Raw genomic sequence first — 13417 nt, 5'->3', positions numbered from 1 at the left:
GCGCGATCCCTACTCATCTCGATTGACGGGCCGCGCCGCAAGCGCGGCCCGATTTCATTTTCGCACAAGCTTCGAGGACTACTGTTCCGGCGGACAATCATGCTGGGAGTCGTCGAACCGTGCCGGAACAGATCCAGAGCATCATCTCGAATCTCCGCGGGTTTGGCGTGAAGCGCCTTGCCATGCTGGCGGGCATCGCCGTTCTGGTGATGGGCGTCATCGGCATCGCCTCGGTCTATCTCAACCGCCCCGCCTACGACACGCTCTATGTCGGGCTCGACCGCGCCGACGTGAACCAGATCGGGCTGGTGCTGGGCGAAGCCGGCATCGGCTTCGACGTTGGCGCCGACGGAACCTCCGTGCTGGTGCCGGCGGGCACCACCGCGCAGGCGCGCATGCTGCTTGCCGAAAAGGGCCTGCCGACGAGCGCCAATGCCGGCTACGAACTGTTCGACAATGTCGGTTCACTCGGCCTCACCTCCTTCATGCAGCAGATCACCCGCGTGCGCGCGCTGGAAGGCGAGATCGCCCGCACCATCCAGTCGATATCGGGCATCAAGGCGGCGCGCGTCCACATCGTCATGTCCGAACGCGCCAATTTCCGCCGCGACGAGCAGCAGCCTTCCGCCTCGGTGGTCATCCGCTACGCCGGCATCGACGCCGAGAAGAGCGCCATGTCGATCCGCCATCTCGTCGCCGCCGCTGTCCCCGGCCTGTCGGCCGACAAGGTGACGGTGCTCGATTCCAGCGGCAATCTGCTGGCCGCGGGCGATGATCCTTCCAACACCAGCGCCGCACGCACGCTCGGCGTCGAGCAGACCGTCGAAGCGCAGATCGGCGACAACATCCGCCGTGCCCTGACGGCCTATCTCGGCCCTGACAACTTCCGCGCCAGCGTCAAGGCCGAGGTCAACACCGACACCCGTCAGACCGAAGAAACCATCTTCGATCCGAACTCCCGCGTCGAGCGCTCGGTGCAGTCGGTGCGCGCCAACGAGAACAACAACCAGAAGCAGGCCTCGACCCCGGCCAGCGTCGAGCAGAACCTGCCCGAGACCCAGGCAACCGCCACCGATGGTCCGCAATCTTCTTCGCAGAACGACCGCAGGGAAGAGATCACCAACTACGAGATCAATTCCAAGAAGATCGCCACTGTCTCCAACGGTTACACCGTCACCAAGATGTCGATTGCCGTCGTCGTCAACCAGCAGCGGCTGATGACCATACTCGGCAAGGACGCCACGCCGGAGCAGATTGCCAAGCGTGTCGCCGACATCCAGAAAATGGTGACCTCGGCCACCGGCCTGGACGAAAAGCGCGGCGACGTCATCGACGTCTCGGCTGTCGAGTTCATCGACGGGCTGGATGGCGAGGCGGTCCCGCAGGCTGGAATGCTCGATTCCATTGGCCAGCATGCCGGCACTTTGATCAATGCCGGCGCTTTCATCGTCGTCGTGTTCCTGGTCGCCTTCTTCGGTCTGAGGCCGATGGCGTCGGCACTGACGGCGAAGGCGACACCAGCCCTGTCAGGTCCCAGCTTCGATGACGTGCAGCGCTCGCTGCCGACGCCGGAAGCAACGGCCGCCGCCGACAATGCCGCGGTCGCCGCCCTGCCCGGCTCGCGCCCAGGTCCGACGCCGCTCGACGATCTTCGCCAGAAGATCAGACCGGCGCCGCAGGATCGGCTTGCCCGAATGGTCGACCTCAACGAGGAGCGCACCGCGCAGATCCTGCGCAAATGGGCAGCCCAGGAAGTTGCGGTGTAACCATGCCCTCCGCAGCCCTCTTCGACCTTCTGCCTGATTTCGGCACACGCACGCAACGTGCCAGCCAGCCCCGGGCAGCAGTCGATCCCCAACACAATCCGGAAACGCCGGCCCCGCAAGCCGATATCGGCACGCTGATCGCGGAAGCGGTTGTCCAGGCCGAGGCTGCGCTTGAGGCGCGCCTTTCGGTTGCGCATGAAGCAGCGCTCGAAGCCGAACGCCAGGCCAATGCAGAGGAAGCAAGGGTATTTCTAGAAAGCCTCGGCGACGATGTCGGCAGGGCGGTCTCGTCGCGCATCGATGCCATGGAGGCGCGTGTCACCGGGCTTGTCGCCGCCACGGTCGCCCGCATCATCGGCGGCATCGTCAGCGACGACTTGCAGAAACGTTCGATCGAGGCACTGGCCGGCGCCGTACGCGAAGCGGTCGGCGATGCCGAAGCGGTGCGCATCGTCGTGCGCGGGCCTCTCTCACTGTTCGAAACACTGAGGGCATCGCTTGGGCTCCGCGCCGCCAATCTCGACTTCGTCGAGGCACCGGGTTTCGACCTCACCGTCGCCATCGACGAGGCGGTGTTCGAGACGCGCATGGCCGAATGGTCGACGACCCTTTCAGAGGTCCTGGCATGAGCGTCGCCGAGGCCGGACACACACCCCACGAAATCATCATAGTGCGGCGTGGTCATGACGACCATGACGAGGCCCACCATGGCGGCGTCTGGAAGATCGCCTTCGCCGATTTCATGACGGCCATGATGTGTTTCTTCCTGGTCATGTGGCTGATAAACGCCGCCAACGAGCAGACCAAGGCAGCCGTCGCCAGCTACTTCAACCCGGTCAAGCTGGTCGACCGCAATTCGAGCCGCAAGGGCCTGGAGGATCTCGGCGACGGTCCGCGCGCGATCGGGACGACGGCCGACAATCCGAAGAAGGCGACCAACAAGGCCGGTCAGGACGGCGACGGCTCGGCGGACCGCAAACAGGACAAGCAAGAACTCCCGCAGGCGGAACACTCCGACGAGCATCTGTTCGCCGATCCTTACGCGGTGCTTTCGGAAATCGCCACCGATACCGGTGTCATGCAGAACGTCAGTCAGAAGGGCGACGGCGGCGCGCAGGCCGCCGGCCCGGCGACAGGCGCCTCCGGCGGCGCCTCCTATCGCGATCCCTTCGAGCCTGATTTCTGGTCGCAGCAGGTGGCGGCGCCCGGCGCCGAGGCTAGTGCCGAGCGCACCAGGATCGAGGGCGATCCGGTCAAGCCCGGCGACAAGGCCGCCGAAAAGCGAGTGCTCAAAGTCAAAGCCGTACCGCCTGTCGCGGCCGCACCGCTCGAGCCGCTGGCCCAGGATGCGACCGGCAAGCAAGCCATGAACCTCGCCAAGGCCGGCGACACGAAGCCAAGCGAGATCAAACCGGACGAGATGAAACCGGACGCAGCCAAGGGCGAGCCCGAAGCGCAAAAGGCCGCCAAGCCCGACACCGGCGAGAAGGCGCCGACCGCCGCCGCCATCAAGGCCGCGGCCGACGTCAAGCGGCAGTTGGCCGATGCCTTCAAGCCCGGCGACAAGCTGCACGACGGCGTCTCGGTTGAAGCCACCGACAAGGGCGTCGTCATCTCGATCACCGACCAGTTCGACTTCGGCATGTTCGAGGTCGGCTCGGCGCTGCCGCGCCGCGAACTTGTGCTGGCGATGGAGAAGATCGGCCGCATCGTCAACGCCCAGAAAGGCACCATCAGCATCAACGGCCACACCGACGCCCGGCCGTTCCGCAGCGATAGCTACGACAATTGGCGACTGTCGACGGCGCGTGCGCATTCCGCCTACTACATGCTCGTGCGCGGCGGCGTCGACGAACGTCGCATAACCGAGGTCGCCGGCTTCGCCGACCGCCAGCCGAAGGATCCCAAGGATCCATTGTCGGCCGTGAACCGCCGCATCGAAATCCTGATGGCGACCGGCGGATGAGTCGAGCAGCCGTCACCAGCCGGTTGATTGGCCTGTTGCTGCTGGCCGGCGGACACCCGTCGACCGGCTTCGCCCAGGACGCGCTGCAGCCGTATCAGCTGGTGCGCTCGCTGCAGCTCATCCAGGACCGCATAGCCGTCGGCGATCATGCCGCCCTGCCGATGCAGGCCAAGCTGCTGGAGATGGCGGATGCGCGCCTGCGCGCGGCGGATGCCGAGGATTACAAGGATCCCAAGAACTTTCGCGCCCTGCTTGTCTACGGCATGAGCGGCGGCAATCCGGTGACCGTCGAGGTCGCCACGTCGCGCGCCACGACGGACCCGCAAAGCCTTGTCATAGCCAAAGGCGTGATCGACTACCTGACCGGCCGGCCCGGCGAGGCGATCGAAGCCTTGAGGCCGATCGATCCGATGGCACTGCCTCCCGATCTCGGCGCTTTCCTTGCCCTGGTCAAAGGCTCGCTGCTTGCCGGCGACCAGCCGGCGGCCGCACTCCGCCTGCTCGATGAGGCAAGATTGCTCGGCCCCGGCACGCTGGTCGAGGAAGCGGCACTTCGCCGTTCGGTCGGCATTTCAGTCGCGCAAGGTGACGCGGCACGCTTCGCGCTTGCCTCCACGCAGTATGTCGAGCGCTACCTCCATTCGCCCTATGCCAGCCAGTTCGCCGACTCCTTCGTCTCCGGCGTCATCGCGCTGCACATGTCGATCAGCCAGGACAAGCTGGGCGACATCACCTCGATGATGGATTCCGAGCGCGAGAAAGTGATCTATCTGCGCATCGCCCGCCGCGCCGCGATCGACGGTCTGAACGACCTGTCGGCTTTTGCTTCGGCTCGGGCCGAGCAGGGCCGCGACGGCAACACCAACCAGGACGATCCACGCGCCCTGCTCTATGCCAGCCTTTCCACCGTCACCTCGGGCACCATCGAGGACGTCCGCGCCAAGCTTGGCAAGATCGACCGCAGCCGGCTGTCGGAAGGCGATCGCGCCTTGCTCGACGCCGCGCAAGCTATTGCCGGCGAAGTCGTCGCGCCGCCCGCCGCCGTTCCCGAGGAAAGGCCTGCCCCTGTCGCGGCCGAGCAACCACCGGTGCCCGAGATCGCCACGGCGCAAGGCGCCGATGACAGCGGACTGCCACCGGTCGAAGGCGCGATCTCGGACCAACCCGCCGTCACCGCGGCTTCCAACGGACCAGCCGCCAAGGCGGCGGTTGCGGCGGCGTCTGGCGACGTGGCGACTGTCGCGCCGGCCTCGGCGCCATCGCCCGCTGCCGAGCCCACCGATCCGACCGACGCCGCCATGACCAGAACACGTCGACAGCTCGACCTTATCGACCAGATGCTTGGAGCCGCCCCCAAATGACCACCAGCCTCGGCTCGGCCCTGCCAGGATTTGCCTCCACGCGCGCGACGTCGGAGCAACCGGCCGCGAATGGCAGGAACGACGACGGCTTCGGCAAGATGCTGCGCGGCGACGCCGCTCCCGCCCGCCCGGAACGGCAGCCGACGACGGAAGCGGGATCGCGCGACCAGCGCTGGTGCAAGCTCGCTGCCGGTCTTGCCGGGCATGCCGGCAAGGCCGAGCCGCCATCGGCCGATCCAGAAAACATCGTCTCGGCTAGAGGGCCGACCGTGAAAGCCAGCAAGGACGACCTGGAAGCAGAGTCGCACAAGGACGATGCCGACGCCGAAGAGACGGCTCCGGACGCCGATGCCGAGCCGCTTCAGGACGACCTGCCGCTGCTGATCGCATTTCATGACCTGCGCCATTTCTCGACATCGTCCAAGGCAGCCGGGCGCGATGCGGCACTGGGCGAGAGCCCGTCGGACCCGGCGCTCGACCGGCAGGCTCCACCGCCAAAGACCCACCGGTCAAAGTCCACGACCGGACAAGAGGCCCTCGAAACCATGTCGAAGCCGGAGCAGGCTTCGATCGCCGACGGACCCCTGACGGAACTTGACGCTCAGCCATCGAGCGCTGCCGGTGCTATCTCGAGTGCGCCGAAACGCGACAACACGGTGGCAACCCAGAAGCAGCCGGACGCGCCGGCTGCCGACGTGCCCGGCGTACGGTCGAAGCACGCCGCATCGACGATGAAGAGTATCGAGGACGTCCAGTCCGCGATGCGGCCCGAGGCGGGAAAACAATCCCTGTCCGCCGCACGCATCGACGTGGTGTCCGAACAGAGCTACCCGGCACCGCCGCAAAGTCCCATCAGCCAGGCAGCCCTCGATGTGATCAACGCCATAGCCGCCGACAACGGCCCGCAAAAGGCGCTTTCAGTCTCATCCGCGGCCACTCAGCCGGCCAGCCCTGTGGCCGTTCCGACACATGTGTTGAAGATCGAACTTCACCCCGCCGAACTCGGCATGGTGACGGCCAATCTTCGCCTCTCCGGAGAACAACTTTCGATTGAGCTGAAGCCCCAAACACATGACGCCTACCGTCGGCTGTCCGCCGACAGCGAGGCCATCGTCAAATCGCTGCGCGGGCTCGGCTTCGAGGTTGACAAGGTCACGATCCTGCAACCTTCAGTAGCAGTTCCCTCCACTGCCCGCACCGATGCAACCGCCCCTTTGCCGGCGGCAACAGGCCGCGATCCATCGTCCTTCCAACCGGGGAATTCGGGAGCTGGTAGTAGTGGAGCCGGCGGCCAGCAACCGGATCGGCAGTCCACGGGGAACCGCAACGATGACGCGCAGGACTACGGCCGCGGCACTTCGCCTTCTCGCGAGCGCGCTGGCGGCGATATGTTTATCTAGCGTCGCCAGTGTCGCCGCTGCCACCACCAACCCATGCGAGCCGGAGATCCTGCGCGCCGCCGATCGCTATGGCGTGCCCGCCGGCATCCTCTACGCGGTCGGCTTGACGGAGACCGGCAACAAGGGCAGCCTTCAACCCAATGCGTTGAATATAGAGGGAAAAGCGGTCTTCCCACGAAGCCGGGCCGAAGCGCTTGCCGCCTTCGCCGACGCCCGCCGCGAGGGCAAGACGCTGATCGACCTGGGCTGCATGCAGATCAACCATCACTACCACGCGTCGCATTTTCGCAGCGTCGAGGACATGCTCGACCCACGCCAGAACGTCGACTACGCGGCGCGCTTCCTGGCCAGCCTCCATGCCCGTCACGAGACCTGGTCGATGGCCGTCGCTCGCTATCATGCCGGTCCCGACAACGATCCCGCGCAGAAGACCTATGTCTGTCGCGTCATTGCCAACATGGTCGCCACCGGCTTTGGAAAATGGACCGCGAACGCCCGCGGCTTCTGCAACCCATAAGCGTATTTTCAGCTTCTAATAAAGCAACCGCACAACCCCCCGAAAGCATATCTGGCTGCGAGCTAATGCAACCGATACGATTCCAGACTCCCAAGAAACTAGCTACAAGAAATGACGGTTGTTCAGGATTCTCCCCAGCGGTTACGCCTCTTTTCACGGGGCAAATGATTTGATTCGGAAGGCGGGCCGATGATTGTGATCGTTGACGAGCGCGAGCTCGTAACAGAGGGATACAATTCACTTTTCGATCGTGAGGGCATCGCCTGTGCAGGCTTTGCATCCGGCGAATTCGGTGAGTGGGTGAGTTCGGCCGCCGACACCGATCTGCGCTCGGTCAGAGCCTTCCTCATCGGCGACTGCCGCGAAGGCTCCATCTCTCCCCGTCAGATCCGCGACCGCACCGGCGCTCCGGTCATTGCGCTCAGCGAGCAGCATTCCCTGGAGAACACGCTGCGGTTGTTCGAGAGCGGCGTCGACGACGTCATTCGCAAGCCCGTCCATATCCGCGAGATACTGGCCCGCATCACCGCCATCCGCCGTCGCGCCCAGGAAGACGTCGCCTACACCGAGATCGGCGCCATGCGCATCTTCATGGACGGCCGTGACCCAGAGATCGACGGTCAGCCTCTGCCCCTGCCGCGTCGTGAGCGCCGCATCCTCGAATATCTGGCGAGCAATCGCGGGCGTCGCGTCACCAAGACCCAGGTTTTCAACGCCATCTACGGCATCTTCGACGAAGAGGTCGAGGAGAACGTGGTGGAAAGCCACATCAGCAAACTGCGCAAGAAGCTGCGCGAAAAGCTGGGCACCGACCCGATCGATTCCAAGCGTTTCCTGGGCTACCGGCTGGTCTTCTGATGCAGCGCCGCGCCAGCCTCGCGCAAGAAAACACGCGTAGCCTCGTAGCCAGTGGCATGGACACAGCGGAGACGTTTCGATGAGCCTCTATGGAATGATGCGGACCGGCGTGTCCGGCATGAACGCGCAGGCAAACCGCCTGTCGACGGTCGCCGACAACATCGCCAATTCCGACACCACCGGTTACAAGCGGTCCTCCGCCGAATTCTCGACGCTGGTCATGCCGTCGACGGGCGGTGCCTACAATTCTGGCGGCGTCACCACGACGATCCGTCAGGCGGTCAGCGATCCGGGCGTGCTCCAGTACACGACCTCGGTCTCCGACCTTGCCGTCAGCGGCGATGGTTTCTTTGTCGTTCAAGATCCGAGCGGTACGCCCTACCTGACCCGCGCTGGCGCCTTCGTTCCCGATGGGCAGGGCAGGTTGGTCAACTCGGCCGGCTTCCAGCTGATGGCCTACAGCTACGACAACGGCGTACCCGCGGCAACGGTCAACGGTTTCGAGGGACTGGTCCCGGTTGTCATCTCCGACCAGGGAATGACCGCGACGCCGAGCACCGAGGGTAGCTATGCCGGCAACCTGCCGGCGGGCGCGACACCGGTCGCGACCGCCAACTTGCCCGCCGCCAACGCTGCGGGCGCGCAATACACGTCGAAATCCTCGATGGTCGCCTACGACAACCTCGGCAACAAGAAGTTGCTCGACGTCTATTTCACCAACACCGGCGCCGGCACCTGGCAGGTGGCGGTCTTCGATCAGTCGAAGGCCACCCCTGGAACATCGTTCCCCTACACCGCCGGCGGCTTGCTGGGCTCGGCCAACCTGACCTTCGACACCACCACCGGCAAGCTCACCGGCACTCCCACCGGCGTTTCATTTACCGTGCCGAACGGCGCCGGCCTCAATCTCGACCTGTCGGCGCTGACCCAGCTCGGCACCGGCTTCACCGTTTCCGATGCCCAGGTCAACGGCAATGCGCCGAGCACCATCGACAAGGTCCAGATCAGCAAGGACGGCACCATCTACGCCCAGTACAAGGACGGTTCCACCAAGCCGCTCTACAAGATCCCGCTGGCCGACGTGCAGAGCCCGGACCAGCTCACCGCACTGCCCGGCAACGTCTACTCGCAGGGCACCGAATCGGGCGCGGTCCGTGTCGGCTTCGCCAATGAAGGCAAGCTCGGCTCCATCATCTCGGGCGCGCTCGAGAATTCCAACGTCGATATCGCCGAAGAACTGACCAACATGATCGCGGCGCAGCGCAGCTACACCGCCAATTCGAAAGTCTTCCAGACCGGTTCCGATCTGATGGACGTCCTTGTCAACCTGAAGAGATAAGACGGGCGCCGCCCGCGAAAGACCCGCATGTCACTGTCTACCGCATTGAGTATCGCCCAGTCGGCGCTTATGAACACCGCGCGACAGACCAGCGTCGTCTCGCGCAACGTCGCCGACGCCTCCAATCCGGACTATTCGCGCCGCCAGGCCATCGTCACCAGCACGGCGCCGGGCGCGCGTTCGGTTGATATCCAACGCGTCACCAACGACCTCTTGTTCCGCCAGAACCTCGGCGCGCTGTCGGCCTGGAGCGGCCAGAACGCACTCTTCAGCGGCATGGATCAGCTGGGCGTTGCGGTCAACGGCGTCGACAATGCGTCCTCGCCCTCGACCGCGATCGCCAACCTGCAGCAGGCGCTGCAGCTCTACGCCACCTCGCCGTCCAACCAGAACCTCGGCGCCAGCGTCATCGACGCCGCCAAGCAGGTTGTGCGTTCGCTGAATGAGGGCTCCAAGGCCGTCCAGGATTTCCGCACCCAGACCGACGGCCAGATCGCCACGGCGGTCGACGACCTGAACTCGCTGCTCAGCCAGTTCCAGGATGCCAACACGGCGGTCATGTCCGGAACCCGCTCCGGCAACGACGTTTCCGACGCGCTCGACCAGCGCGACGCGCTTTTGAAGAAGATTTCGAACTATGTCCCGGTATCGACCTTCACGCGTGGCGACAACGACATGGTCATCACCACCGGCGACGGCACGACATTGTTCGAGACGATACCGCGCGCGGTCAGCTTCGCGGCGTCGGCCGGCTACACCGCGGGCGCCGCCGGCAATGCCGTCTATATCGACAATGTGCCGATCTCGGCGGGAGCAGGCGGCAACACCAGCGCCAGCGGCACGCTTGCCGGCCTGCTGCAACTGCGCGACGGCGTCGCCACGACCATGCAGAGCCAGCTCGACGAGACCGCGCGCGGCCTGATCACGGCCTTTGCCGAAACCGCACCGGCAATGCCCAATGCCGCGGGCCTGTTCACATGGTCGGGCGCGCCGGCCGTGCCGGCAGCGGGCACGCTGATCAACGGCCTCGCCGCATCCATCAGCGTCAATGCGGCGATGGACCCGAGCGCCGGCGGCAATCCGACGCTGCTGCGCGATGGCGGTGCCAACGGCGCGGCCTATGTCGTCAACACCGGCGGCGCATCCTATTCCACCCTGCTGATCGCCTATGGCGATCGGCTCGACCAGCCGATGACCTTCGACCCCGCCGCCGGGGTTTCGGCAACGTCCAGCGTTTCCGATTACGCGGCCAACTCGATCGGCTGGTTCGAGGGCGTGCGCCAGCAGGCATCGACCGCTTCCGACGCCAAGGAAGCACTGGCCTCGCGCAGCGCCGAGGCGCTGTCCAACGCGACCGGCGTGAATGTCGACCAGGAAATGTCGCTGCTCCTCGACCTCGAGCACACCTATCAGGCGTCAGCCCGGATGATGAAAACCGTCGACGACATGATGGCGGCCTTGCTCAACGCGGTGGGATAATCCATGACTTCCGTCTCGTCAGCCGCCATATCGAACGCCATGCGCTCCCAGCAGATGCGCATGCAGGCCGATCTCGTCAAAGCCACGAAGGAGTCCTCAAGCGGCAAGGTCGCCGATGTCGGCCTGGCTCTCGGAGGGCGCACCGCCCAGTCCGTCACCTTCCAGCGCGATCTCGACCGGCTCAATGTCATCATCGACTCCAACGGCCTGGTCGGCGCCCGGCTTTCCTCGACGCAGACCTCGCTTGGCCAGCTCTCCGGCGCCGCTCAGACATTCCTGTCCGCCCTGACCACCGCCTCATCAAGCGATTCTTCCAACAGTCTTACCCGGGATTCCGGCAAAGCGACCATTCAGCAGCTGACCTCGATCCTCAACACCAGCGTCAACGGCGAGTACCTGTTCGCCGGCACCAACACCGACGTCAAGCCGATCAACGACTTCAGCGCCGCGGGCTCGCCGGCAAAGGCGGCATTCGATGCTTCCTTCGTCACCAATTTCGGTTTCACCCCGGATGACCCGGCAGCCGCCAATATCACTGCCGCGCAGATGGACGATTTCATCACCAACGATGTCGTGCCGCAGTTCATGGGTCCGGGCTGGCAAGGCAACTGGTCGAACGCCACCGACCAGCAGATCGTCAGCCGCATCGCGCTCAACGAAACCACACCGACCTCGACCAGCGCCAACAGCGACGGTATCCAGAAGCTCGCCATGGCGGCAACCATGGTTGCCAGCCTGATGTCCAGCAACATCAGCCAGGCTGCGAAGAACACGGTCGTCAGCCGCTCAACGTTGCTGGTCGGCGAAGCGCTGAGCGGCATTGCCCAGGTTCAGTCCGAGACCGGCATCGTCCAGAAGCGGCTGTCCGATGCAAACGACCGTATGAAAACACAGACCGATCTATTCGAACGGCATATTGTCGATCTCGTTGGCGTCGATCCAGCCGAAGCCGCGACCCGCGTCGCCGACCTGACGCAGCACATCGAAACGTCCTTCGCGCTGACCGCACGCCTGCAGCAGCTCAGCCTGCTGAATTACCTGACCTGACAACGCTTAACGGAACGGTAGAGCCCCAACGATGTACCAATTCTCCTACGCCGACATCCAGAGCACCTCCGTAGCCGATGCGAAGGATCGCGAGCGGGAACTGCTGACCCGCTCGATCGACATGCTGGCGGCAGCGGCGGCGGCCGGCCACGGTTCGATGGAGGCGATCGAGGCGCTGAATTTCACCAACCGTGTCTGGACCGCTTTCGTCGAGGACCTCGGCTCCAGCGACAACGCCCTGCCCAAGGAACTGCGCGCCAACCTCATTTCCATCGGTCTGTGGCTGCTGCGCGAGGCGGAGGATATTCGCCAGGGCCGCACCAACAATTTCGAAGGGCTGATCGAAGTGTCCCAGATCATCAGGGACGGCATTCAATGACCAACACGCTGAAGATATCGCTCAAGCCGAATGAAAAGATCTACATTAACGGCGCCGTCATCCGTGTCGACCGCAAGGTCACCGTCGAATTGATGAACGACGTGCAGTTCCTGCTCGAAAGCCACGTGATCCAGGCCGAAGATGCCTCGACGCCGCTCAAGCAGCTGTATTTCATCCTGCAGGTCATGCTGATGAATCCGGCCGGCGCGGCCGCCGCGCGCGACATGTTCCGCCGCTCGCTGCCGTTGCTGCTTGCAAGCTTCGAGGACACTCAGATCTGCGGCGCGCTGAAACAGATCGACCGCATGGTCGGCGAGGGTCATATTTACGAGGCGCTGAAGGCAATTCGCGCGCTCTATCCGCTCGAACGCCGCGCGCTGGGTGGCAATGACGACGTTCCGGGTGCCGAACGCCCGCTGGCTGTGGGAGCACGATACTGATGAACGTGGACATGACGACGACGATACCGACCGGCACCAACCAGGCCACCGCGTCGACTTCGAAGACAGCGGTCGACTACCAGTCCTTCCTGAAGCTTCTGATCGCCGAGATGAAGAACCAGGATCCGACGAAGCCGATGGACTCGACGCAGTACGTCGCCCAGCTCGCCACCTTCTCGCAGGTCGAGCAATCGGTGCAAAGCAACACCAAGCTCGACCAGATCATGCAGTCGTCGGCGCTGTCGCAGGCCGACGCGCTGATCGGGCGCTCGATAACCTCCGCCGACGGCAAGACGACGGGCACGGTGGCGTCGGTGCGCCTCGCCAGCAGCGGCCTCATCGCCGTGCTGCAGAACGGCACCGAAGTCGCGGTCGGCCCGGGAGTCTCGGTCAAGGCAGCGAGCTGACGTTTTCGACAGAGAGCCAGTCCCATGAACGAGGCCGACGCTCTCGACATCGTCCAGTACGCGGTGTGGACGGTGCTCACCGCGTCCGCCCCAGTGGTGCTTGTCGCCATGGTGGTCGGCATCGGCATCGCCCTCATCCAGGCGCTGACGCAGGTCCAGGAGATCACCTTGACCTTCGTGCCGAAGATCGTCGCCATCATGCTGGTGGTGGCGCTGACCGGCCCTTTCATCGGCAGCCAGATATCGGCCTTCACCAACGTCATCTTCGAGCGCATTCAGAACGGGTTCTGAGCGGCAGCTATCCGTCCGGATTGTGTTGGAACGAATGCCAACGCTTGCGCGTGGCTGGGGCTAGCTAGATTGCCGTTTTGCATTCGGGTAGGTCGGTTGCCGGCCCGATGCATCCTCGGGTCTGGCAGCGGACAAGGGCGTGGACCTCCTCTATCCCATTGTTGGAC

At 64.5% G+C, this 13417-nt stretch carries 14 protein-coding genes; all 14 read left to right on the top strand.

Annotation, left to right across the window (positions count from 1 at the left end; translation table 11 throughout):
- Positions 1-119: 119 nt before the first annotated feature.
- The 14 genes from fliF (at position 120) to fliQ (ending at position 13250) form a co-directional block, all read left to right on the top strand.
- Positions 120-1766, top strand: coding sequence for a flagellar basal-body MS-ring/collar protein FliF (fliF, locus tag NKH19_RS01670; RefSeq protein ID WP_352863371.1), 1647 nt, complete (start codon positions 120-122; stop codon positions 1764-1766).
- Between the two features lie 2 nt (positions 1767-1768).
- A complete protein-coding gene (locus NKH19_RS01665; protein ID WP_352863369.1) occupies positions 1769-2395 on the top strand; it encodes a hypothetical protein in 627 nt (208 codons plus the stop codon).
- Positions 2392-3732 (top strand): MotB family protein, encoded by a 1341-nt coding sequence (locus NKH19_RS01660; RefSeq protein ID WP_352863367.1) that lies wholly within the window; start codon positions 2392-2394, stop codon positions 3730-3732. Before NKH19_RS01665 ends, NKH19_RS01660 begins: the two co-directional genes overlap by 4 nt.
- Positions 3729-5093, top strand: a complete 1365-nt coding sequence (locus tag NKH19_RS01655; protein WP_352863365.1) for a MotC family chemotaxis protein — start codon at positions 3729-3731, stop codon at positions 5091-5093. The genes NKH19_RS01660 and NKH19_RS01655 overlap by 4 nt, the downstream gene beginning before the upstream one ends.
- Complete coding sequence (fliK, locus tag NKH19_RS01650; protein ID WP_352863363.1) at positions 5090-6493, top strand: flagellar hook-length control protein FliK; 1404 nt, start codon at positions 5090-5092, stop codon at positions 6491-6493. Before NKH19_RS01655 ends, fliK begins: the two co-directional genes overlap by 4 nt.
- Entirely contained in the window at positions 6423-7010 is a 588-nt protein-coding gene (locus NKH19_RS01645; protein WP_352863361.1) for a transglycosylase SLT domain-containing protein, read from the top strand. Before fliK ends, NKH19_RS01645 begins: the two co-directional genes overlap by 71 nt.
- Before the next feature lie 189 nt (positions 7011-7199).
- Positions 7200-7868 carry a response regulator transcription factor gene (locus NKH19_RS01640; RefSeq protein ID WP_352632692.1) on the top strand — a complete coding sequence of 223 codons (669 nt, stop codon included), beginning with the start codon at positions 7200-7202 and terminating at the stop codon, positions 7866-7868.
- A 79-nt stretch (positions 7869-7947) separates the two neighbouring features.
- Complete coding sequence (locus NKH19_RS01635) at positions 7948-9207, top strand: flagellar hook protein FlgE (protein WP_352863359.1); 1260 nt, start codon at positions 7948-7950, stop codon at positions 9205-9207.
- Between the two features lie 27 nt (positions 9208-9234).
- Positions 9235-10686: a flagellar hook-associated protein FlgK gene (flgK, locus tag NKH19_RS01630; protein ID WP_352863357.1), complete on the top strand. Its 1452-nt coding sequence runs from the start codon at positions 9235-9237 to the stop codon at positions 10684-10686.
- Between the two features lie 3 nt (positions 10687-10689).
- Positions 10690-11733, top strand: coding sequence for a flagellar hook-associated family protein (locus NKH19_RS01625; RefSeq protein WP_031260869.1), 1044 nt, complete (start codon positions 10690-10692; stop codon positions 11731-11733).
- A gap of 31 nt (positions 11734-11764) precedes the next feature.
- Positions 11765-12112 carry a flagellar biosynthesis regulator FlaF gene (flaF, locus tag NKH19_RS01620; protein WP_352829119.1) on the top strand — a complete coding sequence of 116 codons (348 nt, stop codon included), beginning with the start codon at positions 11765-11767 and terminating at the stop codon, positions 12110-12112.
- Positions 12109-12552, top strand: coding sequence for a flagellar biosynthesis repressor FlbT (flbT, locus tag NKH19_RS01615; protein WP_352863355.1), 444 nt, complete (start codon positions 12109-12111; stop codon positions 12550-12552). The genes flaF and flbT overlap by 4 nt, the downstream gene beginning before the upstream one ends.
- On the top strand, positions 12552-12959 hold the full coding sequence (flgD, locus tag NKH19_RS01610; protein WP_352863353.1) for a flagellar hook assembly protein FlgD: 408 nt from the start codon (positions 12552-12554) through the stop codon (positions 12957-12959). Before flbT ends, flgD begins: the two co-directional genes overlap by 1 nt.
- A 24-nt stretch (positions 12960-12983) precedes the next feature.
- On the top strand, positions 12984-13250 hold the full coding sequence (gene fliQ, locus NKH19_RS01605) for a flagellar biosynthesis protein FliQ (RefSeq protein ID WP_023761707.1): 267 nt from the start codon (positions 12984-12986) through the stop codon (positions 13248-13250).
- Positions 13251-13417: the final 167 nt, after the last annotated feature.

Source organism: Mesorhizobium sp. M1338, assembly GCF_040318045.1.
Classification (GTDB): Bacteria; Pseudomonadota; Alphaproteobacteria; order Rhizobiales; family Rhizobiaceae; genus Mesorhizobium.
The sequence above is the reverse complement of the archived record's forward strand: the minus strand, read 5'-3'. Positions and strand labels throughout refer to the sequence as shown.

Excerpts from the sequence above, each read along its gene's own strand:
- NKH19_RS01665 (WP_352863369.1), top strand. The coding sequence starts at position 1,769 with ATGCCCTCCGCAGCCCTCTTCGACCTTCTGCCTGATTTCGGCACACGC.
- fliK (WP_352863363.1), top strand. The coding sequence starts at position 5,090 with ATGACCACCAGCCTCGGCTCGGCCCTGCCAGGATTTGCCTCCACGCGC.
- NKH19_RS01625 (WP_031260869.1), top strand. The coding sequence starts at position 10,690 with ATGACTTCCGTCTCGTCAGCCGCCATATCGAACGCCATGCGCTCCCAG.
- NKH19_RS01645 (WP_352863361.1), top strand. The coding sequence starts at position 6,423 with ATGACGCGCAGGACTACGGCCGCGGCACTTCGCCTTCTCGCGAGCGCG.
- flaF (WP_352829119.1), top strand. The coding sequence starts at position 11,765 with ATGTACCAATTCTCCTACGCCGACATCCAGAGCACCTCCGTAGCCGAT.
- flgK (WP_352863357.1), top strand. The coding sequence starts at position 9,235 with ATGTCACTGTCTACCGCATTGAGTATCGCCCAGTCGGCGCTTATGAAC.
- NKH19_RS01635 (WP_352863359.1), top strand. The coding sequence starts at position 7,948 with ATGAGCCTCTATGGAATGATGCGGACCGGCGTGTCCGGCATGAACGCG.
- NKH19_RS01640 (WP_352632692.1), top strand. The coding sequence starts at position 7,200 with ATGATTGTGATCGTTGACGAGCGCGAGCTCGTAACAGAGGGATACAAT.
- NKH19_RS01660 (WP_352863367.1), top strand. The coding sequence starts at position 2,392 with ATGAGCGTCGCCGAGGCCGGACACACACCCCACGAAATCATCATAGTG.
- flgD (WP_352863353.1), top strand. The coding sequence starts at position 12,552 with ATGAACGTGGACATGACGACGACGATACCGACCGGCACCAACCAGGCC.
- NKH19_RS01655 (WP_352863365.1), top strand. The coding sequence starts at position 3,729 with ATGAGTCGAGCAGCCGTCACCAGCCGGTTGATTGGCCTGTTGCTGCTG.
- flbT (WP_352863355.1), top strand. The coding sequence starts at position 12,109 with ATGACCAACACGCTGAAGATATCGCTCAAGCCGAATGAAAAGATCTAC.
- fliQ (WP_023761707.1), top strand. The coding sequence starts at position 12,984 with ATGAACGAGGCCGACGCTCTCGACATCGTCCAGTACGCGGTGTGGACG.